Origin of the sequence: Microbacterium sp. NPDC064978 (assembly GCF_044543605.1) — a bacterium.
In the GTDB taxonomy this organism is placed as follows: domain Bacteria; phylum Actinomycetota; class Actinomycetes; order Actinomycetales; family Microbacteriaceae; genus Microbacterium; species Microbacterium meiriae.
In genome coordinates this window covers 466,643-490,010 of sequence record NZ_JBITWF010000004.1, presented here as the reverse complement: position 1 = coordinate 490,010, position 23,368 = coordinate 466,643, and the positions used below count along the sequence as shown (strand labels likewise).

The following is a 23,368-nucleotide window of genomic DNA, read 5'->3' as shown; positions in this document are numbered from 1 at the left end:
TCTGTGGAGCGAAGCGGAAGTTATCCACAGGTTATCCCCACACTGGGGAGAATTACACCGATGTTATTCACAGGGGTTAACAACCCTGTTAACAACTCGGGATCAGGCCAAAAGGATCAGCGGCGGTACCACGGCGACCACGACGATCAACAGCACCACCAGGGCTGCGAGCGACACGATCTGCCAGGTCCGCTGATCGCGGCGCTTCGTGCGGACGTAGATCAGCGCCACGAGAGCACCCGTGATCGCGCCGCCGAGGTGCGCCTGCCAGGAGATGCCGCCCGCGAAGAATCCGAAGGCGAAGTTGATGCCGAGGATGACGAGGATGCCGGTGACGTTCGCCCCGATGTGCCGTCCGATGATCAGGAGCGACGCCAGGAGTCCGAAGATCGCCCCCGAGGCGCCGACCGTCCACGTCTCCGGCGCGAGAACGGCCACCATGACCGAACCGCCGAGACCGCTGATGAGATACAGCGCGAGGTAGCGGACGCGACCGAGCATCGGTTCGAGATTCTGTCCGAGCATCCACAGGGCGAGCATGTTCAGGGCGAGATGCACGAAGCCGCCGTGCACGAAAAGCACCGTCAGCAACCGCCACGGCTCGAACGGCAGGAGGGAGAGGTTCGGGTACAGGAACGGCGCGTAGAAGCCGAGGGCCTGGATGATCGGGGCGTTGAGCCCGGGGATGAGCTGCACGAGGCCGATGAACGACGTCACCGCGAGCAGCGCGTACGTGACCACGGGCTTGCCGCTGCGCACGGCACCCATGGTGGCGGCCCCACCGCCGCGCCACCGACGCGCGGCCTTCTTCTGCGCAGGGGTGCGGTTCTTGCGCTCCGCGTTCATGCACTCCGGGCAGATGACGCCGACCGGGGCAGGCGTCTGGCACTCCGGGCAGATCGTCCGAAGGCACCGCTGGCAGAGCACGAAGCTCTGCCGATCCGGATGCCGGTAGCAGAAGTTCTCACGGTTGTTCGTGAACTCGGGCGTCGTCATCCGGATCGGCCGTCGCTGTCGTCAGGCGGCGACGATGTCGATCGACTGCAGCACGACCGGCTCGATCGGGCGATCGCCCGCCGCGGTCGGAACGGCGGAGATCGCGTCGACGACCTTGCGCGACGCGTCGTCGGCGACCTCGCCGAAGATCGTGTGCTTGCCCTGCAGCCACGGCGTCGGGTCGGTCGTGATGAAGAACTGCGAGCCGTTCGTGCCCTCGACCTTGCCGGTGATGGCGTTGCGGCGAAGACCCGCGTTGGCCATCGCGAGGATGTAGGGCTCGTTGAAGTTGAGCTCGTTGTTGATCTCGTCGTCGAAGTTGTACCCCGGACCGCCGACGCCCTGGCCGAGCGGGTCGCCGCCCTGGATCATGAAGTTCGGGATGATGCGGTGGAAGACGACGTCCTTGTAGAGAGGACCCTCGCCGGGCTTGCCGGTGGCGGGGTGCGTCCACTCCTGGGAGCCGTCGGCGAGGCCGACGAAGTTCTTGACCGTCTTCGGGGCGTGGTCGCCGAAGAGGTTGATGACGATGTCACCGTGGTTGGTGTGCAGAGTTGCGACGTGGGAAGCGTGAACCATGCGTTCATTCTCGCAGAGCTTCCGGTGAGCGGGCCGGGCGTGTACAACGCAGGGGCCGATGATGCAAGGGGCGGGCGATTCCCTCGCCGCATCCAGCCTCTCGTGGCAAGATGGGGAACCCGTACTCCAATGGACAGGAGAGCATCGTGAGCCTCAGCCGCAAGCGGAAGAAGCAGCTTCGTCGTCTTCAGAAGGACGCGAACCAGCTGTGGGAAGACCAGCAGGTGCTCGTCGGCCACGCTGCCGACGTCGCTCGTGAGGCGGGTCGCCAGCTCGGCAACTTCAATCGCGAGCAGATCGTCCCGGTCGTCCAGGACACCTACAACCGCCGCGTCGCCCCGGTCGTCGACCGTTCGGTGAAGGCCGGCAAGCACGTCGTGGACGACAAGGTCGTCCCGATCGTCGGCGGTGTCGTCGGCACCGCGCTGACCGCCTGGGACGTCGCGAACGCCAAGCGTCACGGCGTCGAGTACAAGGCCCGCAAGGCCGTCTCGCAGAAGAAGGGTCCTGGTCTCGGATCCGTCATCGCCATCGTCCTGGGTGCCGCAGCCGCGGTCGGCGTGCTCTACGCCGCCTGGCAGGCGCTGCGGGCCGACGACGAGCTGTGGGTGGCCGACGACCCGCTGTCGGCTCCCGACGCGTGACCACTCCCGACCCGCACGCGCGGGTGCGGGATGCTGCGGCCGCCCGCGGACTCGACATCGAGATCCGCGAGCGGCCGCAGGCGCGTAGCCTCGTCGAGGCCGCCGAGATCCTCGGCATCCCGCCGTCGGGCATCGTGAAGACCCTCGTGGTGAAGCGCTCGGACGACACGTATCTGTTCGCTCTCGTCCCCGGCGGACGATCCATCTCCTGGCCCAAGCTGCGCGCCCTCGTGGGCGTCAACAAGCTGCGCCTCCCGGAGCCCGAGCTGGCCCTCGCGGCGACCGGCTACGAGCGCGGGACCATCGTGCCGATCGGCAGCACCACCGACTGGCCGGTCTACGCCGACGCATCGATCGTCGGTCAGCGGGTGGCGATGGGCGCCGGCACGCACGGCTACAGCCTCTTCGTCGACGCCGACGACCTCATCGCCGCGTACGACGCCACCGTCGCCGATATCTCGGTTCCCGACGAACGCTGACGGCTCGACTCCTAGAGGATGCCGGCCATCCGCAACGCGATGTCGACCAGGCGAACACGCTGCAAACCCGCGACCGCGGGGAGCGGGAACCATTCCGCGCGATCGGTGGATCCCTCCGTCTCCCAGCGGAGTTTCCCGCCGGATACCTCCGCCCGGTAGACGATGCGCAGGGTGTGCAGCGGATCCGACGACTTCTGCACGCGCCGCCCGGCGGGGATGACACGGGAATGGATACCGAGCAGCGACCCGACCCTCACCGTGTAGCCCGTCTCCTCGCGGATCTCCCGGCGCACGGCATCCTCGGGCGCCTCGCCCGGCTCCAGCCCGCCGCCGGGAAGGGTCCAGGCCACTCGCCGGCCCTCGGTCCATCGCGCCAGGAGGAGGCGCCCACCCTCATCGGTGACGACCCCGTATGCGGCGACGCGCAGGTCCATGGAGACACCCTATCCGGGTATCGAGCCATCGCCCGCCGCGTGACGGGACCGGCGGATCGATCACGAATCGAGAAGCACGGGAGCGGTCGGCGTCCCTACGCTGGGACCATCATCGAGGCCGCACGAGAGGACCATCATGGCCGACACCGAGAAGAACTTCACCACCGAGGAGCGCGAGGCCATGCAGGCCGCCGCGAAGGAGGCGCGCACCCGACGCTCCCGAGCCAAGAAGTCGCCCGAGGAACTGCGCGCCGCCGGCGAGGCCGATCTCAAGGAAGCCGTCGCGAAGCTCACCGACGAGGACAGGCAGCTCGCCGAGAAGCTGCACGCGCTGGTGTCCGAGGTGGCGCCGGAGCTCGTGCCCCGCACGTACTACGGCATGCCGGCGTGGGGCCGAGACGGCAAGGTGCTGTGCTTCTTCCAGCCGGCGAGCAAGTTCAAGGTCCGCTACGGAACCTTCGGCTTCGAGCCGATCTCCCACCTCGACGACGGCACCGTCTGGCCGACCGCGTACGCAGTGACCGCGCTCACGGAGAAGGATCTCGAGTTCCTCGCCGCGCGCATCCGCCAGGCGATCAGCTGATTCGCGGTGAAGGCCTGACGCAGCGGTGTCGCTCGCGTTAGCGTGGTGGCTGTGAGCACCCTCCCCTTCTCCGCCGCCGTCTACGCCCGCCGCCTGGAGCGCGCGCAGGACCTCGCGCATGCTGCCGGTTTCGACGCGATCGTCGTCGGCCCCGGCCCCGACCTCCAGTACCTCCTCGGCGTCGAGGGCGACACCATCGAGCGGCTGACCGCGCTGGTCCTTCCTCCCCGGGGCGCGGCTACGGTGGTCGTCCCACGCATGGAGCTCGCCAAGGTGCGCAGCACGGCCATCGGCGAGCTGGGACTGACGGTCGCCGACTGGGTGGACGGCGAGGACCCGTACGCCCTCGTGGCCGCGGCGACGGGCTCCGTCTCCCGCGTCGGCGTCTCGGATGCGCTTCCCGCGCTGCACGTCGTGCCGATCGGGGAGCGGCTGCAGGCGCGGCTCGAACTCGCCACGCCCGTCCTCCGGGAGGGCCGGATGATCAAGGATGACGAGGAGATCGCCGAGCTGCGTCGCGCCGGCGCGGCGATCGATGCCGTGCACCGCCACGTACCCGCCTGGTTGCGCGCGGGGCGCACCGAGCGGGAGGTCGCCGCCGACATCGCCGCGGCGATCGTCGAGGAAGGCCATCGGACGGTCGAGTTCGTCATCGTCGGCTCTGGGCCCAACGGCGCGGATCCGCACCACGAGGTCTCCGACCGGGTCATCGAGGAGGGCGACGTGGTGGTCGTCGACATCGGCGGCGCCGTGCCGAGCGGTTACAACTCGGACAGCACGAGGACCTATGTCGTCGGAACGCCTGATCCGGATGCTGCGGACCGCATCGCCACCCTCGTCCGCGCGCAGCAGGCGGCGGTGGATGCGGTGCGCCCTGGAGTCACGGCGGCGGAGGTCGACGCGGCCGCCCGTTCGGTGCTCGCGGAGGCCGGGCTGGGGGAGGCGTTCCTGCACCGCACGGGTCACGGGATCGGCGTCTCGGTGCATGAGGAGCCCTACATCGCCCCCGGCAACGACCTCGAGCTCCGAGAGGGCATGGCCTTCAGCATCGAGCCCGGCATCTACTTCCCGGGAGAGTGGGGCGCCCGCATCGAGGACATCGTGGTCGTGACCGCGGACGGGGTCGAACGCCTGAACACGGCACCGCACGGACTCACGGCAACCGACGGGTGAGGTGAGGCGGGGGGAGGATGGTGGAGCCTAGGAGATTCGAACTCCTGACATCCTGCTTGCAAAGCAGGCGCTCTACCAACTGAGCTAAGGCCCCGTGAGGGAATTCTTGAATTGAAAGGGTGGGGCTACCAGGACTTGAACCTGGGACCTCTTCATTATCAGTGAAGCGCTCTAACCGCCTGAGCTATAGCCCCGTCAACCTCCAGAACTTTACCGGAGTTTCGGCGAAAATCCGAATCGAGGGCGGGGGCCCCGCACCGGAGCCCCGCCCTCGCCCGGTTCATCGTCCGGGGTCGACGTTCACACTGCCAGCCGACACGGACACGTCGATCGTGCGACGGGCGCTGGGCGACTCGTCGACACGGGCATCGAACGACCCCGCATTGACGTCCTGACTGATCCGGTACTCCACATCCGGAAGGGTCAGGTTCAGGGATCCGGCGCTCACGTCGATGGTGGTCGTCGTCGGCGCGTCGCCGGTCAGCTCCACCGTCAGATCACCTGCGGCGATGCCGAGATCCGCCTGGTCGACGCCGTCGAGGAGGACGTCCGCCCGCCCCGCGTTCATCTGCACATCGACGGCCGAGGCCGCTCCGGAGACATCGAGGGATCCGGCGTTGATCTGCACCTCGAGGGTGCCGAACTCGCCGGAGACGTCGAGAGCACCGGCATCGAGCGTGAGGCTCGCGTCGAGGTCCGAGCTGCTGAGCTCCTTCGGAAGGGTGAGCACGGCGCGCTCGTCGTCACCGAACCAGTTGCCGAACCACCAGCCGAAGGCGGGCCGAGGGCTCCGGACGACGAGCTCGTCCGCTTCGCGCTCGAACGTCCACGAACCTCGACCGTTGGTCACGGAGAGCTCCGCCGCGTTCACATCTCCGAAGTCGATGCGGACCATGCTCGCATCGGCGTCGAGATCGATCGCGGTGACGCCGTCGACGTCCACCGTCTGCACCGAATCCGGTCGGCTGGAGGATAGAAGGGTGCCGGTCGCCGCGACGGCCGCCGTGCCTCCGGCTCCGAGCAGGGCGATCCCACCGACCACGGCGGTGACGATCATGACGGCGGTCGCTCCGGATGAACGCCGCGGTCCGGGCGCGCTCGGCGACGGCGTGGGGGAAGCCGCGGACGGCGGCGGCGGGGGAGTGATCGGGGTGTGTCCGCCCTGTGCTCCGGTGTTCTCGGTGGTCATCGTGAGACTCCTGTCTGGCCGTTCGGCGGCGTCGTGCCGCCCGTGTTCTCGAGGTGGGCCAGCGCGGCGAGCACGCGGCGGTTGCCCGACTCGTCCTGTTCGAAGCCCAGCTTCTGGAAGATGGAGGTGATGTGCTTCTCGACGCTCGCTCCCGAGAGGAAGAGGAGGGCAGCGATCGCCTGGTTCGACTTGCCCTCGGCGAGCAGCGCCAGCACGGTGCGCTCCCGCTCGGTGAGCCGCATCATGCGATCGTCGCGGTTCCGGCGGGTCAGGAGCTGGGCCACGACCTCCGGGTCCAGCACCGTGGCGCCGTCGGCGATCCGCTGCACCGAATCGATGAACTCGGCGACATCCGCCACCCGGTCCTTCAGGAGGTAGCCGAGCGGACCGCCCTGCGCGGCGATGAGATCGGACGCGTAGCGCTCCTCCACATACTGGGACAGCACGAGGATGGCGAGCGACGGATGCACCGCCCGCAGATCGAGCGCCGCGCGGATGCCCTCGTCCGTGAAGGTCGGCGGCAGCCGCACATCGAGGATGCAGAGGTCCGGCGTCGTCGACGTCACGGCCTCGCGGAGACCGGTCGTGTCGGTGAGGGCCGCGACCACCTCGTGGCCGGCGTCCTCGAGCAGACGCACGAGCCCCTCGCGCAGGAGGACGGAATCCTCGCAGATCAGGATGCGCATGGCACGTTCACCTCCAGGCTGGTCGGACCGCCCTGGGGGCTGTCGAGTCGGAAGGTCCCGCCCGCGGCGAGGATCCGGTTCGCGATGCCGTCGAGGCCCCCGCCCGGGATGACCTGGGCGCCGCCCATGCCGTTGTCCTCGACCCGCGCCCAGAGGACGTTTCCCTCGCGGAGCCGGACGGTGACCCGCGCTTCGCTCGCTCGGGAGTGCTTCGCCGCGTTGGTCAGCGATTCGGCGATGGAGAAGTACACCGCCGCCTCCGCATCACGTCCCGGCCGGCTTGCTCCGGCGCCGCCACCCTGGGTCCCTGAGCCGTACCCCTGGGTCCCTGCCCCGCCACCCTGGGTCCCTGAGCCTGTCGAAGGGTCCATTCGCACGTCCAACTGCACGGGGATGGGGGAGCGGCTGGCGAGCGCGGACAACGCGGCGTCGAGTCCGCGGTCGTCGAGCACGGAGGCGTGGATCCCGCGGGCGAGCTGCCGCAGTTCGGTGATGGCGGCCTTCGTCGACGTGTGGGCCTCGGAGATGAGCTCTTTCGCGGCGTCGGGGTCGGTGTCGATCTTCTGCTGGGCGAGCCCGAGGGTCATCCCGACGGAGACGAGCCGCGGCTGGACGCCGTCGTGCAGATCGCGCTCGATCCGCGTCCGTTCCACATCGGCCGCACGGACGGCACCCTCACGCTGGGCGGTGGATGCGCGGACACGCTCGGTGAGCTCGACCTCACGAGCCCGGGCGACGATCGCCAGCGCGAGTGTCCGGGCCAGGAGCGCGAGGCCGATGATCCCGGCGGCGGAGGCGAGTGCGCCGAGGATGCCGATCACGGGCGCCCAGGACACCGGGATCTGCCCGCCACCGAAGGGGCCGACGATGGTCTCGGCCGAGGTCAGCGGTGCGAGGGCGATGATCATCGACCAGAGGAGTGCCCAGAACAGTCGGAGCACCACGAAGCCGAGGACCGCGGTGATGGCGAAGTTCGCCACCGCACGCCACATCCGCCCATCGATCGCCTGCCTCCCGAGCGCGCGGAGCCAGCCGCCGAAGCCGGGACGGTCCCGCGGCTGGAGCCGCAGCGGGGCGTTCGGTACCCGGTACAGGGCGGCGACGCGAGCGATCTCGAACCAGCCGACGCCGAAGAGCGCGTACACGAGGCCCACGAGCACCACGATGCCGACGCCGAAGACGAAGAGGAGGCCGAGTCCGGTGCCGAGGAGCCCGCCGAGCATGCCGAAGATGGCGCCCCCGATCACCCCGACACCGGCGAGATGCAGGATCGTGAGCGGGATGCGCAACGGCGGCTTCACCGCCGGCGCGGTGCCCGGGGTCGCAGTCTGTGTGGTCATGCTTCCACGGTAGGGCCGCCGCCGGACCTCGCCCACCGAGTCAACCGGACACTCCCGTACGGGTTTTCCCTACCCCACCCGCCGAGACCCCGCGCTATCACCGAAACCCCGGCCTGCATCGGTGCGCAGGCCGGGGTTTCGGCGGAAAGACGGGGTCTCGGGGGCTCAGTTCGACATGAAGCCGACGAGCAACCCGCCCGTGACCTTCACGGCCAGGTTGTAGATGCCCGCGACGACGGCGCCGAGCACCGTGAACACGATGAGGTTGAGGATCGCGACAACCGCCGCGAACGCCATGACCTGCGGCAGCCCCACGAGCTCGGACAGCGGGATCGCGCCGTCGGTGAAGCTCCGCACGAACTCGTCGGCCGTGGACATGATGCCGGTCGCCTGCAGCACGAGGAAGATCAGGAAGAACGACACCATCGTGACGACGGCCAGAGCGACCGCTCCCAGGAACGAGAGCTTCACCGCGGACCAGAAGTCGACGTAGACGAGCCGCAGCCGGACCTGCTTGCCACCGGTCTTGCGTGTCGACTTCTTCGCCAGCTTGTCAGCCACTGTGCTCATGCGTCTGTATCCTCGGGTGTCTCAGTCGTCTGGGGGGCCTCGGCGTCGGCATCCGGCTCGGTCTCCTCTTCGGTGAGACCACGTTCGCCGTTCCGGGCGATGGCGAGGATGCGGTCGGCCTCCGTCGTGCGGGCGAACACCACTCCCATGGTGTCGCGACCCTTGGCGGGGACCTCGGCCACGGCAGAGCGTACCACCTTGCCGCTGGACAGAACCACCAAGACCTCGTCGTCCTCGGACACGATCAGACCACCCGCGAGAGTGCCCCGATCGTCGTTCAACTTGGCGACCTTGATGCCGTATCCGCCACGCCCCTGGACGCGGTATTCCTCGACGGCGGTGCGCTTCGCATAGCCCCCGTCGGTGACCACGAAGACGTACTTCCCGGGTGCGGCGACGGAGGCGGACAGCAGGCTGTCACCCTCACGGAACTTCATGCCCTTCACCCCGGCGGTGGCACGGCCCATGGGGCGCAACGCCTCGTCGGTCGCCTGGAATCGCACCGACATGCCCCGGCGGCTGATGAGCAGGATGTCGTCCTCGGCGTTGACGAGGAGGGCGCTGACCAGCTCGTCCTCGTCGTTCAGACGGATCGCGATCACGCCGCCCTGGCGGTTCGTGTCGTAGTTGTCCAGACGGGTCTTCTTGACCAGGCCCTCGCGCGTGGCGAGGACGAGGTAGTCCGCCACCGCGTAGTCGCGGATGTCGAGGACCTGCGCGATGCTCTCGTCCGGCTGCAGCGCGAGGAGGTTCGCGACATGGGTGCCCTTCGCGTCGCGCCCTGCTTCCGGCACCTCGTACGTCTTCGCGCGGTAGACCCGGCCCTTGTCGGTGAAGAACAGCAGCCAGTGATGCGTCGTCGTGACGAAGAAGTGCTCGACGATGTCGTCCGCGCGCAGCTGGGCGCCCTTGACACCCTTGCCGCCGCGGTGCTGCGAGCGGTAGTTGTCGCTGCGCGTGCGCTTGATGTAGCCCTCGCGCGTGACGGTGACGACCATCTCCTCCTCGGCGATGAGGTCTTCCATCGACACGTCGCCGTCGAAGCCGTGCAGGATGTGCGTCCGCCGCTCGTCGCCGAACCGCTCGACGATGCCCGTCAACTCCTCGCGGATGATCGAGCGCTGGCGGCCCTCGTCGGCCAGGATCGCCTTGTAGTCGGTGATCTGAGCCTCGAGCTCGTTGGCCTGATCGATGATCTTCTGACGCTCGAGAGCGGCGAGTCGACGCAGCTGCATCTGCAGGATCGCGTCGGCCTGGATCTCGTCGATGTCGAGGAGCTTCTGCAGTCCCTCGTTCGCATCCGCGGTGGTCTGCGAACGACGGATCAGGGCGATGACCTCGTCGAGCGCGTCGAGCGCCTTCAGGTAGCCGCGCAGGATGTGCATGCGCTTCTCGGCTTCGCGGAGGCGGAACTCCGTGCGTCGGACGATCACATCGATCTGGTGAGCGATCCAGTGCGAGATGAAGCCGTCGATCGCGAGCGTCCGGGGGACACCGTCGACGATCGCGAGCATGTTCGCGCCGAAGTTCTCCTGCAGCTGCGTGTGCTTGTACAGGTTGTTCAGCACGACCTTCGCGACCGCATCGCGCTTGAGCACCACGACCAGGCGCTGACCGGTGCGGTCCGACGACTCGTCACGGATGTCGGCGATGCCGGTGATCTTGCCGTCACGGGCGAGGTCGCCGATCTTCACCGCCACGTTGTCGGGGTTGACCTGGTAGGGCAGCTCGGTGATGACGAGGCAGGTGCGACCCTGGATCTCCTCCACGTTGACGACTGCGCGCATCGTGATCGAGCCGCGACCCGTGCGGTACGCCTCATGGATGCCCTTGGTGCCGAGGATCTGCGCGCCGGTCGGGAAGTCCGGGCCCGGAATGCGCTGGATCAGACCCTCGAGCAGTTCCTCGCGCGAGACCCCGGGGTTGTCGAGAGCCCAGAGCGCCGCGTCGGACACCTCGCGCAGATTGTGCGGCGGGATGTTGGTCGCCATCCCGACCGCGATGCCGACCGAGCCGTTGACGAGCAGGTTCGGGAAGCGGGCGGGCAGGACCGTGGGCTCCTGCGTCTGACCGTCGTAGTTGTCGGTGAAGTCGACGGTGTCTTCCTCGATGTCGCGCACCATCTCGAGCGCGAGCTGAGCCATCTTCGTCTCGGTGTATCGCGGGGCTGCGGCACCCATGTTGCCCGGGGAGCCGAAGTTCCCCTGGCCGAGGGCGAGCGGGTACCGGAGCGACCAGGGCTGCACCAGACGGACGAGGGCGTCGTAGATCGCCGAGTCGCCGTGCGGGTGGTACTGACCCATGACCTCGCCGACGACGCGGGCGCACTTGGAGAACGACTTGTCGGGGCGGAACCCACCGTCGTACATGCCGTAGATGACACGGCGGTGCACCGGCTTGAGGCCATCGCGGACGTCGGGGAGGGCGCGGCCGACGATGACCGCCATGGCGTAGTCGAGATAGCTGCGCTGCATCTCCGACTGCAGATCGACCTGGTCGATCTTGCCGTGCTCGTGACCCTCGGTGATGTCGGGGCGTTCTTCGTCAGTCATGTGTCTTTCCTGGTGGGCTGAGCTGGTCGGAGCAGCGGGTCCCGTTCGACGGACTCAGGGACCCCGCGGTGATCAGATGTCGAGGAACCGGACGTCCTTGGCGTTGCGCTGGATGAAGCTCCGACGCGATTCCACGTCCTCGCCCATCAGCACGCTGAAGATCTCGTCCGCGGCGGCGGCGTCCTCGATGGTCACCTGACGAAGCGTCCGGGTGGTGTGGTCCATCGTGGTCTCCCACAGTTCCTTGGCGTTCATCTCGCCGAGACCCTTGTAGCGCTGGATGCCCGCGTCCTTGGGGATGCGCTTGCCGTTCTCCAGGCCGTAGGCCAGCAGCGCATCGCGCTCGGCGTCGCTGAACACGTACTCGTGTGCCGCGTTCGACCACTTGAGGCGGTAGAGCGGCGGCATCGCGAGGTACACGAAGCCGGCCTCGATGAGTCCGCGCATGTAGCGGAACAGCAGGGTGAGCAGCAGGGTGGTGATGTGCTGACCGTCGACGTCGGCATCGGCCATCAGCACGATCTTGTGATACCGCGCCTTCTCGATGTCGAACTCCTCGCCGATGCCCGTGCCGAAGGCCTGGATCATCGCCTGGACTTCCTTGTTGCCGAGCGCCTTGTCGAGACGCGCGCGCTCGACGTTGAGGATCTTGCCGCGTAGCGCCAGGATCGCCTGGGTGTGCGGGTCCCGACCCTGCACGGCCGAACCGCCGGCCGAGTCGCCCTCCACGAGGAAGATCTCGCTGATCGACGGGTCCTTGCTCGTGCAGTCCTTGAGCTTGTCGGGCATCGCCGCGGATTCGAACACGCTCTTGCGACGCGCGGTCTCGCGTGCCTTGCGCGCGGCGAGGCGTGCCGTCGCCGCGTCGATGGCCTTGCGGATGACGTTCTTCGCCTGGTTCGGGTTGCGCTCGAACCAGTCGCCGAGCTGATCGCCGACGACCTTCTGCACGAAGGCCTTCGCCTCGGTGTTGCCGAGCTTCGTCTTGGTCTGACCCTCGAACTGGGGCTCGCCGAGCTTGATCGAGATGACGGCGGTCAGCCCCTCGCGCACGTCGTCTCCGGAGAGGTTGTCGTCCTTCTCCTTGAGGAGGTTGTTCGCACGGGCATAGCGGTTGACGAGCGTGGTGAGCGCCGCCCGGAAGCCCTCCTCGTGCGTGCCACCCTCGTGCGTGTTGATGGTGTTGGCGTAGGTGAACACGTTCTCCGTGTACGACGTCGTCCACTGCATCGCGACCTCGAGCGAGATCTTGCGCGCCGTGTCCTCGGACTCGAAGGCGATGATCTCCTCGTTGACGACCTCGGCGTGGCGCACCTTGTTCAGGTACTCGACGTAGTCGACGAGACCGCGCTCGTAGAAGAAGACGTCGCCCGGCTGCTTCGTGACCGCCTGGCCCTCTTCCTCGGTCTCGTACGCCGACTCCGGCCGCTCGTCGGAGAGCTCGATGCGCAGTCCCTTGTTGAGGAACGCCATCTGCTGGAACCGGGTGCGGAGCGTGTCGTAGTCGAACTCGACGGTCTCCTGGAAGATCTCCGCGTCCGGCCAGAACGTGATGCTGGTCCCGGTCTCCTCGGTGGCCTCGCCCTTCTCGAGCTTCTGCTGCGGGACGCCGCCGTCGGCGAAGCTGTGCCGCCAGACGAAGCCCTTCTGCTTGACCTCCACGTCGAAGCGGGTCGACAGGGCGTTCACCACCGAGGATCCGACGCCGTGCAGACCGCCGGAGACGGCGTAGGCGCCGCCACCGAACTTGCCGCCCGCGTGCAGGATCGTGAGCACGACCTCGACGGTCGACTTCGAGGGGTCCGACGAGTGCGGGTCGACGGGGATACCGCGACCGTTGTCGACCACGCGCACGCCGCCGTCGGCGAGGAGGGTGACGAAGATCGTGTCGGCATACCCGGCCAGCGCTTCATCCACCGAGTTGTCGACGATCTCGTAGACGAGGTGGTGCAGTCCGCGGGGACCGGTCGAGCCGATGTACATGCCGGGTCGCTTGCGGACCGCTTCGAGTCCTTCGAGGATCTGGATCGAGTCGGCGCCGTACTCACCGGGCTGCTGCTTCTTCGGTGCGGGTGCCGCCGATCCTCCGGCCTGTGAGCCCGACGAAGCGTCGTTGTTCGGTTCCGTCTCGTCAGCAGGGGATTCAGGCGTCATCAGAGGGCATTCTCCAGATCGATATCTCGAACTCCCATTCTAGCCGGGTTTCGAGTCGAAATGCCGCTCAACGGCCGCGTGTGGCCCTCTGAGCGTTTCGGACCCCTTGCATGGTGCCCTACCCGTAGGTATCGCGCGGGCCCCGCCCTGGAACGGCTCTGGGACCCCATTTCCACGAGGGGACGTCCGGTCCGATGAAGCGGAGGTTCTCCACTCCCGCCTCCGGGTACCGTCGTCCGATCTCCGTGAGGATCGTCGCGCGCATGAACTGGAGGTTCTTCGCCCACGCGGTGGAATCGCACTTGACGGTGAGCAGTCCGCGCTCGAGAGACACCGGCTCCGAGTGCTTCGCGGTGTCCGCCCCGGCGAGGTCAGCCCACTGGCGGACGAGGTCCTCCCGGGCGAGCGTCGTCTCCCATCCGGATTCGCGGCTGAGCGTGTCGAGGACGGCGCCGAGGCTTCCCGGATCACGGCCGGGGGTGAACGGCGCGTTGTCGTCGTCGACGGAGATCCGCCTTTTGCGCTGCCAGTTCTTGGCGCTCGGCTTGAGTCCCCGCAGTCGCAGGTAGGTGGCGACGGTCTCGGGAGCCTCCGCCGAGGCCGCGCTGTCGGTGACCACGTCAGTCATTCGGCGCACCGCCCTCTCCCTGCAGCCGGTGCCGCTCATCGGTGATGGTCCCCGCCGTGATGCGGACGACGTGAGCATGGAGCACGTCGGGGATATCCTCCTCCACCGCTGCCGTGACCACCACCTGCTCGTAGCCCGCGGTGAGCGCGGCGAGCCGCTGCCGCCGATCGGCGTCCAGCTCCGCGAAGACGTCGTCGAGGATCAGTACCGGGTCGCCGGCCGGGGACTCGCTGCGGAGCAGCTCGGCGGACGCTAGTCGCAGGGCGAGTGCGACCGACCAGGACTCGCCGTGGGAGGCGTACCCCTTCACCGGCAGGTCCCGGACCCGCAGCACCAGGTCGTCCCGATGGGGTCCGGTGAGGGTGAGGCCGCGATCGAGTTCGTTCGAGCGTTTCGCCGCGAGAGAGGCGCGGAACATCTCGGCGATGCGACGGGCGTCCCCGCGCACGTCGTCGATGGGAGCGGCACCGTCCGCGTCATCGCGGTCGTCGTCATCCTCGGGATCGCTGCCGGCGACCGACAGCACCCAGTCGAGCCGGGGACGGTGGTCCGCGCCGGCGATCGCCGCGTATGCATCGGCGACGGGCTGCTGCAGATCGGACGCCAGCCGCTGCCGTGCCGTGATGATCTCGGATCCGAGGGAGACGAGCTTGTCGTCCCAGACGTCGAGGGTGCTCAGCGCTTCACCGCGGATGCCCCGTGCCCTCGCCGACTTGAGCAGGGCGTTGCGCTGCTTGAGCACGCGGTCGTAGTCACCCAGCACGGCGGCGAGTCGCGGGGTGCGCTGGATGAGGAGCTGGTCGGCGAACCGGCGGCGGGCCGAGGGGTCGCCCCGCACGATCTGGAGATCCTCCGGCGCGAACAGCACGACATGTGCGTAGCGGGGGAGCTCGTTCGTCTTCGACGGGGAGCCGTTGATCCGTGCCTTGTTCGAACCCTGGCGATTGAGCTGCACCTCGACGAGCACGCGTCGCTCACCGTGCGCGAGCCGGGCCCGGATGACGGCGAACTCCTGCCCGTCCCGCACCATCGGCGCGTCCGAGGACACCCGATGCGATCCCAGCGTCGCGAGGAACACCACCGCCTCCGCGAGGTTCGTCTTGCCCTGGCCGTTCCGCCCGACGAGGACGTTCGGCCCGCGGTGCAAGGCGAGTTCCGCGGTCGCGTAATTGCGGAAATCGACCAGGCTGAGATGCTCCACAATCACGGAGCCAGCCTACCTTCCGGGTCGGACACTCCCTCGGGGCCGGGGGTGCTCAGCGCAGGAGGAGGTTGGGCTGGAGGAGGTACTTGAACGAGTCCAGACCGGCCTGGTCGACCGACGTCTGACTGGTGATGAGGACCGGGCTCAGCTTGTTGGCGTTGTCGCTGGAGGTGAAGGTCACCCGCACGAACTCGCTCTTGACCGCACCGAGGGCTTCGATGAGGTACTGCGGGTTGAGACCCAGCGTCACCTCGTCGCCGCCGGAGAGGATCGCGTCGACCGACTCGGACGCGCGGGCGTGCTCGCTGCCCGATGCATCCATCGTGACGCTGTCGGTCGAGAACGTGAAACGCAGTGGCGCCGCGCGGTCGAGCACGAGGGAGACACGGCGGACGGCCTCGATGAGATCGGCCGTGTTGACGACGGCGTAGTGGTCGGTCTGCTCGGGGAAGAGGCGGCGGACCGGGGGAAAGTTGCCTTTGATGAGCAGCGACGTCACGGTCTTGTTGCCGGCGGTGAACGCGATGATCTCGCGATCCCCGGCACCCGAGAAGGCGATCTGGATCGTGCCGGCGTGACCGAACGTCTTGCCGACCTCGACGAGGGTGCGGGCGGGAACGAGTGCGGTGGCCTCGACGGCCTCGCCGTCCCAGGGCACGTCGCGGAGCGAGACCCGATAGCGGTCGGTGGCGACGAGGCTGAGCGTCTGGCCGGTGACCTCGAGCTGGACACCCGTCAGCACGGGAGTCACGTCGTCACGGGACGCGGCGAAGCCCACCTGCGCGATCGCCGTGCCGAAATCGTCGGCCGGGACGACGCCGGAGGATCCGGACACCTCGGGAATGGACGGGTATTCCTCGACCGGCATGGCCGCGAGGGTGAAGCGAGCCGAGCCACAGGTCACGGCGATTCCGCCGTCATCCTCGACGGCGATCTCGATGGGAGCGTTCGGGAGGCGGCTCGCGATGTCAGAGAGCAGCCGCCCGTGGACGAGGATCGTGCCCGGTGTCTCGACCGTCGCCTCGATGGTCGTCCGTGCGGATGCTTCGTAGTCGAAGGCCGAGAGCGTGAGTCCGGAGCCGTCCGCCTCGATAAGGACACCGGCGAGGATCGGCTGTGGATTGCGCTGGGGCAGCAGCTTGACGACGAAGGACACAGCCTCGCTGAAGACATCGCGGTTGACCTGAAACCTCACGGGTGCTCCCTTGTCGTCGAACATGACGGGTCGTCGTCGGGTCCTGCCACTGCAGGGAATCCCATGCTAGCCCCACAGTCCTGCGGTTCCCTACGCCGGAGGACTTGTCATGCCGCCGCCGGTTCTCCCCACCGTCTGGTGATCGGATCGCACCCTGAATGACTTAACTCCTTAACGGTGTTAACACCTGTGGATACTGTGGATAAGTCGGTGGAAAGCAGGCGCGAGTAGGGAACTACACACGTGTCACTTGTGGAGACCCTGAGGAATCCGCGGGTGGACAGGGGTCGGTCGTCGTTTCGCCGTCCCAGGGTTATCCACAGGTTTCCCCGATCGCCCCACATTCGAGACGGCGCGTTCCACGTTCATCCACAAGTTATCCACATGTGCATAGACGCATCTATCCGGCGGGTGCATGTCGCCGAAACGCCGAGAGGGACGCCGTCCCGTGTCGGATGCGGCGTCCCTCTCGTGGGTGCAGGTCGTCAGCGACGACCGAGCTGCGTGGTGATCTCGGTCACCTGGTTGTAGATCGAGCGACGCTCCTTCATGAGTTCGCTGATCTTCTTGTAGGCGTACATGACCGTCGTGTGGTCCCGGTTGCCGAAGAGCTGACCGATCTTCGGGAGGGAGAGGCTGGTGCGCTCACGGCAGAGGTACATGGCGATCTGCCGTGCGGTGGCGATCTGCTGCGAACGGCTGGAGCCGTAGAGGTCGTCGACGGTGAGCTTGAAGTACTGCGCGGTCGCGGTGATGATGTCGGTCGGCGAGATGATGTTGTCCTCGGCCGTGTCGATGATGTCCCGCAGCACGGTCTGAGCCAGGGAGATGTCGAGGGCAGAGCGGTTCAGGCTCGCGAACGCGGAGACGCGGATGAGTGCACCCTCCAGCTCGCGGATGTTCGAGGACACGACCGTGGCGATGTACTCGAGCACCTCGTCCGGGATGTGGAGGGCCTCGCTCTGCGCCTTCTTCCGCAGGATGGCGATACGGGTCTCGAGGTCGGGCGCCTGCACGTCGGTGATGAGGCCCCACTCGAACCGGCTGCGCATGCGGTCCTCGAAGCCGGTCAGGTGCTTCGGTGCGACATCGCTGGTGATGACGACCTGCTTGTTGTGGTCGTGCAGCGTGTTGAACGTGTGGAAGAACGCCTCCTGCGTCTCCGCCCGTCCCTGGAGGAACTGGATGTCGTCGATGAGGAGGATGTCCACGTCGCGGTACCGCGCTTGGAACGCGGCGCCGCGGTTGTTGGCGATGGAGTTGATGAAGTCGTTCGTGAACTCCTCGCTCGACACGTACCGCACCTTCACCCCGGCATAGAGGGACTGCGCGTAGTCACCGATGGCGTGGAGGAGGTGTGTCTTGCCCAGTCCGGAGTCGCCGTAGATGAAGAGCGGGTTGTAGGCCTTGGCCGGAGCCTCGGCCACGGCCACGGCGGCCGCGTGGGCGAACCGGTTGGACTGGCCGATCACGAAGTTGTCGAAGGTGTACTTCGGGTTGAGACGGGACTCGTGGCGCAGCGCCGTCGGCTGCTCCATCGGCGACTCGGCGCGCACCGGCTCCTGGCGACCGAAGTCGGCGACCGCGATGGGGGCCGTGGGCTGGTCCGCGAGTTCGTGGTTCACGACCACCCGGTAGGACGTGACCTCTTCGCCGACGTGAGCGAGGGCCTCCATGATGGGCAGGCGGAGGCGCTTGTTGATCTGGGCGGCGGTGAGGTCGTTCGGCACCTCGAGGTACAGGGTCGCCGACATCACCCCGGCCGGCACCGCGAGGCTCAGGAAGCCCTGGAGCTGCGGCGTGACCCGATCGTCGGCTTCCAGCAGCTCCTGCACCGTGGTCCAGATCGGGACTTCGGGCTGGGCTGGTGAGGACATGGTGCTCCGGACGACGGATCGGGTCGGGGTCGACGTGCCGTTCCCCTGTGGATAACTTCGGATGCCACGGTAGTCACACCGGCTCGGAACGGCAACCTGCCCTTGAAAACACGCGGGCGTGTTGGATGTGGCGGATGCGTTCGGCTTGTGGATAATGGCTGTGCGGTACGCATGGGATGACAAGCGGTACAGGTCGCAGATTTGCCCTGTCCGCCGCCAAGACGTACCCTTAGTCGGTTGACTTATGCCTGTTTGGCAGTTCCCTATGTCTCCGGTCGAAGTGAATCCGGTGACAGCATTCCCGGAGTGATCTCATGAGCAAGCGCACCTTCCAGCCCAACAACCGTCGTCGCGCCAAGAAGCACGGCTTCCGTGCCCGCATGCGTACCCGCGCCGGCCGTGCCATCCTCTCGGCACGCCGCGCGAAGGGCCGTACCGAGCTCTCCGCGTAATCAGCTGTGCTCGCCCGCCCGTTCCGTTTGACCCGCGGGAGCGACTACCGACTGGTCGTTCGACGCGGATCGCGTTGTGGCGGGGCCCGCGTCCTCACCTCCATGCTGGCGACGGGCGAGAGCAGGGCCGCGCGGTTCGGCTTCATCATCAGCAAGCAGGTGGGCACGGCCGTGGTGCGCAACACCGTCCGTCGGCGACTCAAAGCCGTCTGTGCGGAGGCGCTCCCGCGTGTTCCTCAGGGCACGGATGTCGTCATCCGTGCCCTTCCTGCGTCCGCGACCGCCTCCTACGCGGAGCTTCGCAGCGATGTGCATCGTTGCCTGGCGCGGCTCGCACAGGCCGAGGCCGCCTCATGACCGCGTTGCCGGCCTCGTCGGTGGGGACGGGGGAGATGCACGGGCGCGACGTGCTTCGCAGCATCCCGCTCCTGCCGCGCAACGCCGTGCTCGCCTTCCTGGCGGGGTACCGCAAGGTGGTCTCGCCGATGTACGGGGACGTGTGTGCGTACTACCCCTCCTGTTCCGCCTACGCTGTAGGTGCGGTGCAGCAGCACGGCGCCGTGCGGGGGGCTCTGCTCTCGGCGTGGCGCATCCTCCGCTGCAATCCCTGGTCTCGCGGAGGCGTCGACGACGTCACACCGCACCGACACTTCCGCTACGACCTGACCGCACACGGTTTCGTCGTCCCCTCCCGAAAGGACTGATCGGTGGGTCTTGACCTTCTGTTCGCCAGTGCCACCCCCAGCCCGGAGCCGGCATCCGGCGGATTCGACCTGCTCGGCACGATCCTGTGGCCGCTGAAGTGGGTCGTCGAGCTCATCCTCGTCGCCTGGCATTGGCTGCTGACCGCCGTCGGTCTTCCTGCGGCCTCGGGCATCACCTGGGTCCTCTCGATCGTCGGCCTCGTGATCGTGGTCCGTGCAGCGCTCATCCCGCTGTTCGTGAAGCAGATCAAGAGCCAGCGCAAGATGATGGAAATCGCTCCTGAACTGCGGAAAGTTCAGGAGAAGTACCGCGGCAAGAAGGATCAGCTCTCTCGTGAGGCGATGAGCCGCGAGACGATGGCGCTGTACAAGAAGCACGGCACGACGCCGATGTCGAGCTGTCTGCCGCTGCTCGTGCAGATGCCGATCTTCTTCTCGCTCTACAGCGTGCTGAGCGACGTCAGCAAGCACGCCCGCGACAACGTGGGTGGCGTCGGCCTGCTGAGCCCGGAGCTCACGAAGGAGTTCTACGACGCGAAGCTCTTCGGCGTCGCTTCGCTGCACGAGACGCTGGGCAACGCCATCGATGCGCAGAACGTCACGGCGATCATCATCCTCGTCACCCTGGTCGTCCTGATGATCGCGTCGCAGTTCTTCACCCAGCTGCAGATCATCTCGAAGAACCTCTCGCCGGAGGCCAAGACCGGCCAGGCGTACCAGATGCAGAAGATCATGCTCTATGTGCTGCCGCTGGGCTTCATCTTCTCCGGTGTCTTCTTCCCGCTCGGTGTCGTCGTGTACTGGTTCATCTCGAACCTCTGGACCATGGGCCAGCAGTTCCTCGTCATCCGTGAGATGCCCACCCCGGGCTCGGAGGCGGCGAAGGCGCGCGAAGAGCGTCTGGCGCGTAAGGGCAAGGCCATCGATTCCTCGGGCAAGGTCGTGCCGATGTCGGTGTACGAGGCAGAGCAGCAGCGTCTGCTGGAGCAGGCGGAGAAGGCGAAGGCCGAGGCACCGAAGCGACAGCAGCCGGTAGGGAAGAAGCGCGCGAAGAAGAAGGGGAACGCGTCATGAGTGAGGTCGTCACCGGGAGCACCGAGCCCACTGTGGCGCAGCTCGAGAACGAAGGCGATGTCGCCGCGGATTACCTCGAGGAGCTGCTCGACATCGCCGACATCGACGGCGACCTGAACCTCGATGTCCGGCAGGGGCGTGCCTACGTCTCGGTCGAGGCCGAGGGTGACGGCCTCGCGCTGCTCTCCGCTCCGGACACGGTGCAGGCGCTGCAGGAGCTCACACGTCTCGCCGTGCAGAACAAGACCGGCTCGTTCTCGCGTCTCATCCTCGACATCGGAGGATCCCGCGACACGCGCCGCCGGCAGCTCGTGACCCTGGTCGAGGCGGCGGCCGCCAAGCTCGATGAGGGCTCGTCGCAGGCGTCGCTGCCGGCGATGTCGAGCTACGAGCGCAAGCTGGTCCACGACATCGCTGCCGAGCGAGGGCTCGTCTCCGAGTCGTACGGCGAGGGCGCGGACCGTCACACGGTCCTGCGTCGTCACTGACGTACCGAAGGCGAGTACGGGCGGGTGTCTGAGACGAACGATTCCGGCGAGAAGACCGTCGAGCAGGAGCCGGCTGTCGCTGCCGATCTTTTCGGAGACCGCCTGGAGATCGCTCGGCGGTTCACGGACTCCCTCGCCCGTGAGGGGGAGGAGCGGGGTCTGATCGGGCCGCTCGAACTGCCCCGCCTGTGGACCCGTCACATCCTGAACAGCGCGATCGCCGCACCGCTCTTCCATGGTTCCGTGGCGGACATCGGGTCTGGTGCCGGGCTGCCCGGTCTGGTGCTCGCCATCGCCCGCCCCGATGTGTCGTGGACACTGGTCGAGCCGATGGAGCGTCGGATCAACTGGTTGACGGAGCAGGTGAACGATCTCGAGCTCTCGAACGTCACCATCCTCCGTGCGCGTGCGGAGGACGTCCGTGCGAAGGGTGCCTTCGACGTCGTCACGGCTCGCGCGGTGAGCGCGCTGCGTACCTTGATTCCACTGACGGCTCCGCTGGTGCGCGATGGTGGTGAACTCGCCCTCTTGAAGGGCATGAACGCCGCGAACGAGATCGAGGCGGCGCGGAAGCAGATCGCGAAGTTCACACTCTCCGACGTTCGCGTCGAGGTTCTGGGCGAGGGACTGCTTCCCGAGACGACCCGGGTCGTCCGTGCCCACGTGCGCTGAGGGCATTGTCGTTTCACGTGAAACTCTGCCGTCAGAGTGGCCTTCTTTGGTGGGCACTACCTCTTGATCGGCTGATCCGAAAAGGTAGTGTCGGCTCACGCATGAGGTTCGCCCGGACAGGCCATGTTTCACGTGAAACAACAACGAGTCTCGGTGCAGTGCGGTAGGACGCTACTCTCGACTCCGAAGGCGCTGAGTCGGGAATCGCGTTCACTGGGTGCTTCGGCGACGCCGGTGTCCTGGTTGCTCCAGTTACGGTGAACCTGAATCGGCGACCGACCTCTGTCTGACACGGTTGTCGGGAGCGCTGGGTTCGGCGGCGTAAGGTTCATCCATCGCGGGAGCATCTTCACCGAGGCGGTCAGAGGCGAGTATCACGTCTCCGGAGGCAGGCCTCGGAGGAGGGAATGGGCAGGCGCCGCCACACAACTCCCTGGCATCGGAGCTGTGGACGGGCGTACTAATCAACGTCCCCGAGTCCTTTTTGAAAGCGCGTGTGGAGACCGGTGGGGCATCCACCGATCGAGCCAAGGAGCGTGGGGCGCTGCCCCGGGCAGTTCGTAGGTCAAAAGCGATGCTCTCCTGCGAGGTCATTGGACGCACTGCTCGTTGAGTGCCCTTCTGCTCGACACTGGCACCTGCCCGTGCTGGTGGGTCAGCGGGCGGGGGTGCTGTCTTCACGGTGCGGCGTGGTGGGCTGCGGATCGCAAAACCTCCCGTGAGTCAGACGCAGGAGGTGGGATCGTGGTCGGCGTGGCCACATCAGACACACAACCGTTTCACGTGAAACGTCGCGGGATTCGCTTCGACGAGTTATCGCACGCGGCGTACGTCGTCCGCTGACCATCTCCGACCGTTTGCCATGGCGCATTCGGAGGTGGAGGAGGTATCCCTCAGTCGTAGCGATCTTGAATGAGTGTTTCACGTGAAACAGTCGGTTTCTCGGGTGGCTCCCACGGTGCCCGAGTGCCGTCCTGCCGCTGAGGGGCACCGATCTTCAGTGCGTGCGCAGAGTGTAGTGACGGTGAGCGCGGCACGGGGCGAACGTGTCATCGGTCGTCGGGGGGAGCCCTCGTCAGAGCCGACTGGGTCGTGCCGCTGGCTCCTGCAGGTCGTTGCGGCAGTGGAGGTCCCCCGCGGGGGTGTCGACAGGCAAGAAGGTCATCCGCTCGGTGAAGCTACCGCAGGGGGTGCCTCGGTGCCTCGTTTCCTCCGCCGTCTGAGACGGACATGGTGCCACCAGTCCTGTCAGTGACGTTCGGGGTGTGCCTCGAAGCCTGGACTGGAGCCGGCGGGCGGCATTCTTGTGGGAAAGTGTGATGGTGTCGCCGGGTTCTGCGGCGGGGGAGGCGGCGCGATACTTCGTCCCGTGCCTGGTCAATGACGACTCGGGGCAACGGGGTCCGGCCCTGGCGCTCGATGGTGTGTCGACGTGTAAAGGCACCCGGTGAGTGGCCTTCTTCGGAGGAGTGGCCTCTGAACCTTTCTGCGGCGCTATCGGATCCCTCGTGCCTCGTCTCGAATGTCGTCGGCGGGAGACGGGGTGTAACCGGTGCAGGCCTGGCGTTGGATGGTGCGTGTCCATGTGTGGAGGGGGCCGGTGAGTGCCTTGACGCGGGACTGGGCTTTGGAGCTTTTGGCCGCTGCGGCAGAGGCGCTCATGCCTCGTCTGGTGTTTCGTCCGGGGAATGACTC

The 23,368-nt window shown here is 67.1% G+C and carries 23 protein-coding genes and 2 tRNA genes; 10 read left to right on the top strand and 15 right to left on the bottom strand.

Annotated elements, in window-relative coordinates; translation table 11 throughout:
* Window positions 1-102: 102 nt before the first annotated feature.
* Together ACIGJI_RS15375 and ACIGJI_RS15370 are read right to left on the bottom strand one after the other, a co-directional pair.
* On the bottom strand, window positions 103-996 hold the full coding sequence (locus tag ACIGJI_RS15375; RefSeq protein WP_187662800.1) for a rhomboid family intramembrane serine protease: 894 nt from the start codon (window positions 994-996) through the stop codon (window positions 103-105).
* A gap of 21 nt (window positions 997-1,017) precedes the next feature.
* Window positions 1,018-1,575 (bottom strand): peptidylprolyl isomerase, encoded by a 558-nt coding sequence (locus tag ACIGJI_RS15370; protein WP_187662799.1) that lies wholly within the window; start codon window positions 1,573-1,575, stop codon window positions 1,018-1,020.
* 146 nt (window positions 1,576-1,721) lie between these two features.
* Here ACIGJI_RS15370 and ACIGJI_RS15365 point away from each other — a divergent pair, with 146 nt between their 5' ends.
* Window positions 1,722-2,219, top strand: coding sequence for a hypothetical protein (locus tag ACIGJI_RS15365; protein ID WP_025102885.1), 498 nt, complete (start codon window positions 1,722-1,724; stop codon window positions 2,217-2,219).
* Window positions 2,216-2,698, top strand: a complete 483-nt coding sequence (locus ACIGJI_RS15360; protein ID WP_232089133.1) for an aminoacyl-tRNA deacylase — start codon at window positions 2,216-2,218, stop codon at window positions 2,696-2,698. Before ACIGJI_RS15365 ends, ACIGJI_RS15360 begins: the two co-directional genes overlap by 4 nt.
* Window positions 2,699-2,709: 11 nt before the next feature.
* On the opposite strand, the gene ACIGJI_RS15355 is transcribed toward ACIGJI_RS15360, so the two are convergent.
* Complete coding sequence (locus ACIGJI_RS15355; protein WP_187662798.1) at window positions 2,710-3,132, bottom strand: NUDIX hydrolase; 423 nt, start codon at window positions 3,130-3,132, stop codon at window positions 2,710-2,712.
* Between the two features lie 136 nt (window positions 3,133-3,268).
* Here ACIGJI_RS15355 and ACIGJI_RS15350 point away from each other — a divergent pair, with 136 nt between their 5' ends.
* Both ACIGJI_RS15350 and ACIGJI_RS15345 read left to right on the top strand, forming a co-directional pair.
* Window positions 3,269-3,715, top strand: coding sequence for a hypothetical protein (locus ACIGJI_RS15350; protein WP_363446022.1), 447 nt, complete (start codon window positions 3,269-3,271; stop codon window positions 3,713-3,715).
* A 51-nt stretch (window positions 3,716-3,766) separates the two neighbouring features.
* Window positions 3,767-4,888 carry a Xaa-Pro peptidase family protein gene (locus tag ACIGJI_RS15345; protein WP_363446024.1) on the top strand — a complete coding sequence of 374 codons (1,122 nt, stop codon included), beginning with the start codon at window positions 3,767-3,769 and terminating at the stop codon, window positions 4,886-4,888.
* A gap of 18 nt (window positions 4,889-4,906) precedes the next feature.
* Here ACIGJI_RS15345 and ACIGJI_RS15340 read toward each other — a convergent pair.
* From ACIGJI_RS15340 to dnaA, 12 genes are all read right to left on the bottom strand, one after another.
* Window positions 4,907-4,982, bottom strand: a tRNA-Ala gene (locus ACIGJI_RS15340).
* 26 nt (window positions 4,983-5,008) lie between these two features.
* A tRNA-Ile gene (locus tag ACIGJI_RS15335) sits at window positions 5,009-5,082 on the bottom strand.
* Window positions 5,083-5,168: 86 nt separating this feature from the next.
* Complete coding sequence (locus tag ACIGJI_RS15330; protein ID WP_363446026.1) at window positions 5,169-6,077, bottom strand: DUF4097 family beta strand repeat-containing protein; 909 nt, start codon at window positions 6,075-6,077, stop codon at window positions 5,169-5,171.
* Window positions 6,074-6,763, bottom strand: a complete 690-nt coding sequence (locus ACIGJI_RS15325; protein ID WP_280569997.1) for a response regulator transcription factor — start codon at window positions 6,761-6,763, stop codon at window positions 6,074-6,076. The genes ACIGJI_RS15330 and ACIGJI_RS15325 overlap by 4 nt, the downstream gene beginning before the upstream one ends.
* Window positions 6,751-8,103: a histidine kinase gene (locus ACIGJI_RS15320; RefSeq protein WP_363446028.1), complete on the bottom strand. Its 1,353-nt coding sequence runs from the start codon at window positions 8,101-8,103 to the stop codon at window positions 6,751-6,753. The genes ACIGJI_RS15325 and ACIGJI_RS15320 overlap by 13 nt, the downstream gene beginning before the upstream one ends.
* Window positions 8,104-8,268: 165 nt before the next feature.
* Window positions 8,269-8,673 (bottom strand): DUF3566 domain-containing protein, encoded by a 405-nt coding sequence (locus tag ACIGJI_RS15315; protein WP_025102877.1) that lies wholly within the window; start codon window positions 8,671-8,673, stop codon window positions 8,269-8,271.
* The gene (gene gyrA / locus ACIGJI_RS15310) at window positions 8,670-11,225 is read right to left on the bottom strand and encodes a DNA gyrase subunit A (RefSeq protein ID WP_187662792.1); all 2,556 of its coding nucleotides are present in this window, start codon (window positions 11,223-11,225) and stop codon (window positions 8,670-8,672) included. The genes ACIGJI_RS15315 and gyrA overlap by 4 nt, the downstream gene beginning before the upstream one ends.
* A 72-nt stretch (window positions 11,226-11,297) precedes the next feature.
* A complete protein-coding gene (gene gyrB, locus ACIGJI_RS15305; protein WP_363446030.1) occupies window positions 11,298-13,379 on the bottom strand; it encodes a DNA topoisomerase (ATP-hydrolyzing) subunit B in 2,082 nt (693 codons plus the stop codon).
* A 118-nt stretch (window positions 13,380-13,497) separates the two neighbouring features.
* A complete protein-coding gene (locus ACIGJI_RS15300; protein WP_363446032.1) occupies window positions 13,498-14,007 on the bottom strand; it encodes a DciA family protein in 510 nt (169 codons plus the stop codon).
* Window positions 14,000-15,214: a DNA replication/repair protein RecF gene (recF, locus tag ACIGJI_RS15295; RefSeq protein WP_363446034.1), complete on the bottom strand. Its 1,215-nt coding sequence runs from the start codon at window positions 15,212-15,214 to the stop codon at window positions 14,000-14,002. The genes ACIGJI_RS15300 and recF overlap by 8 nt, the downstream gene beginning before the upstream one ends.
* A 49-nt stretch (window positions 15,215-15,263) precedes the next feature.
* On the bottom strand, window positions 15,264-16,406 hold the full coding sequence (gene dnaN / locus ACIGJI_RS15290; protein WP_259954814.1) for a DNA polymerase III subunit beta: 1,143 nt from the start codon (window positions 16,404-16,406) through the stop codon (window positions 15,264-15,266).
* A 485-nt stretch (window positions 16,407-16,891) separates the two neighbouring features.
* Complete coding sequence (dnaA, locus tag ACIGJI_RS15285) at window positions 16,892-18,283, bottom strand: chromosomal replication initiator protein DnaA (protein ID WP_187662787.1); 1,392 nt, start codon at window positions 18,281-18,283, stop codon at window positions 16,892-16,894.
* Window positions 18,284-18,597: 314 nt separating this feature from the next.
* On the opposite strand from dnaA, the gene rpmH reads away from it, so the two are divergent.
* The 6 genes from rpmH to rsmG are packed head-to-tail and all read left to right on the top strand — an operon-like array spanning window position 18,598 to window position 21,673.
* Window positions 18,598-18,735, top strand: a complete 138-nt coding sequence (gene rpmH / locus ACIGJI_RS15280; RefSeq protein WP_022879826.1) for a 50S ribosomal protein L34 — start codon at window positions 18,598-18,600, stop codon at window positions 18,733-18,735.
* Window positions 18,736-18,741: 6 nt separating this feature from the next.
* Window positions 18,742-19,092 carry a ribonuclease P protein component gene (gene rnpA / locus ACIGJI_RS15275; protein ID WP_363446036.1) on the top strand — a complete coding sequence of 117 codons (351 nt, stop codon included), beginning with the start codon at window positions 18,742-18,744 and terminating at the stop codon, window positions 19,090-19,092.
* Entirely contained in the window at window positions 19,089-19,439 is a 351-nt protein-coding gene (gene yidD, locus ACIGJI_RS15270) for a membrane protein insertion efficiency factor YidD (protein ID WP_062637723.1), read from the top strand. The genes rnpA and yidD overlap by 4 nt, the downstream gene beginning before the upstream one ends.
* A 3-nt stretch (window positions 19,440-19,442) precedes the next feature.
* Window positions 19,443-20,513 carry a membrane protein insertase YidC gene (gene yidC, locus ACIGJI_RS15265; RefSeq protein ID WP_187662784.1) on the top strand — a complete coding sequence of 357 codons (1,071 nt, stop codon included), beginning with the start codon at window positions 19,443-19,445 and terminating at the stop codon, window positions 20,511-20,513.
* Complete coding sequence (locus ACIGJI_RS15260) at window positions 20,510-21,001, top strand: R3H domain-containing nucleic acid-binding protein (protein ID WP_187662783.1); 492 nt, start codon at window positions 20,510-20,512, stop codon at window positions 20,999-21,001. The genes yidC and ACIGJI_RS15260 overlap by 4 nt, the downstream gene beginning before the upstream one ends.
* A 24-nt stretch (window positions 21,002-21,025) precedes the next feature.
* Window positions 21,026-21,673 carry a 16S rRNA (guanine(527)-N(7))-methyltransferase RsmG gene (gene rsmG, locus ACIGJI_RS15255; protein ID WP_187662782.1) on the top strand — a complete coding sequence of 216 codons (648 nt, stop codon included), beginning with the start codon at window positions 21,026-21,028 and terminating at the stop codon, window positions 21,671-21,673.
* Window positions 21,674-23,368: the final 1,695 nt, after the last annotated feature.

Bases quoted from the DNA above. Each gene is read 5' to 3' on its own strand.
- ACIGJI_RS15375 (WP_187662800.1), bottom strand. From the start codon at position 996: ATGACGACGCCCGAGTTCACGAACAACCGTGAGAACTTCTGCTACCGG.
- ACIGJI_RS15370 (WP_187662799.1), bottom strand. From the start codon at position 1,575: ATGGTTCACGCTTCCCACGTCGCAACTCTGCACACCAACCACGGTGAC.
- ACIGJI_RS15355 (WP_187662798.1), bottom strand. From the start codon at position 3,132: ATGGACCTGCGCGTCGCCGCATACGGGGTCGTCACCGATGAGGGTGGG.
- ACIGJI_RS15350 (WP_363446022.1), top strand. From the start codon at position 3,269: ATGGCCGACACCGAGAAGAACTTCACCACCGAGGAGCGCGAGGCCATG.
- ACIGJI_RS15330 (WP_363446026.1), bottom strand. From the start codon at position 6,077: ATGACCACCGAGAACACCGGAGCACAGGGCGGACACACCCCGATCACT.
- ACIGJI_RS15325 (WP_280569997.1), bottom strand. From the start codon at position 6,763: ATGCGCATCCTGATCTGCGAGGATTCCGTCCTCCTGCGCGAGGGGCTC.
- ACIGJI_RS15320 (WP_363446028.1), bottom strand. From the start codon at position 8,103: ATGACCACACAGACTGCGACCCCGGGCACCGCGCCGGCGGTGAAGCCG.
- ACIGJI_RS15315 (WP_025102877.1), bottom strand. From the start codon at position 8,673: ATGAGCACAGTGGCTGACAAGCTGGCGAAGAAGTCGACACGCAAGACC.
- gyrA (WP_187662792.1), bottom strand. From the start codon at position 11,225: ATGACTGACGAAGAACGCCCCGACATCACCGAGGGTCACGAGCACGGC.
- gyrB (WP_363446030.1), bottom strand. From the start codon at position 13,379: ATGACGCCTGAATCCCCTGCTGACGAGACGGAACCGAACAACGACGCT.
- ACIGJI_RS15300 (WP_363446032.1), bottom strand. From the start codon at position 14,007: ATGACTGACGTGGTCACCGACAGCGCGGCCTCGGCGGAGGCTCCCGAG.
- dnaA (WP_187662787.1), bottom strand. From the start codon at position 18,283: ATGTCCTCACCAGCCCAGCCCGAAGTCCCGATCTGGACCACGGTGCAG.
- rpmH (WP_022879826.1), top strand. From the start codon at position 18,598: ATGAGCAAGCGCACCTTCCAGCCCAACAACCGTCGTCGCGCCAAGAAG.
- yidD (WP_062637723.1), top strand. From the start codon at position 19,089: ATGACCGCGTTGCCGGCCTCGTCGGTGGGGACGGGGGAGATGCACGGG.
- ACIGJI_RS15260 (WP_187662783.1), top strand. From the start codon at position 20,510: ATGAGTGAGGTCGTCACCGGGAGCACCGAGCCCACTGTGGCGCAGCTC.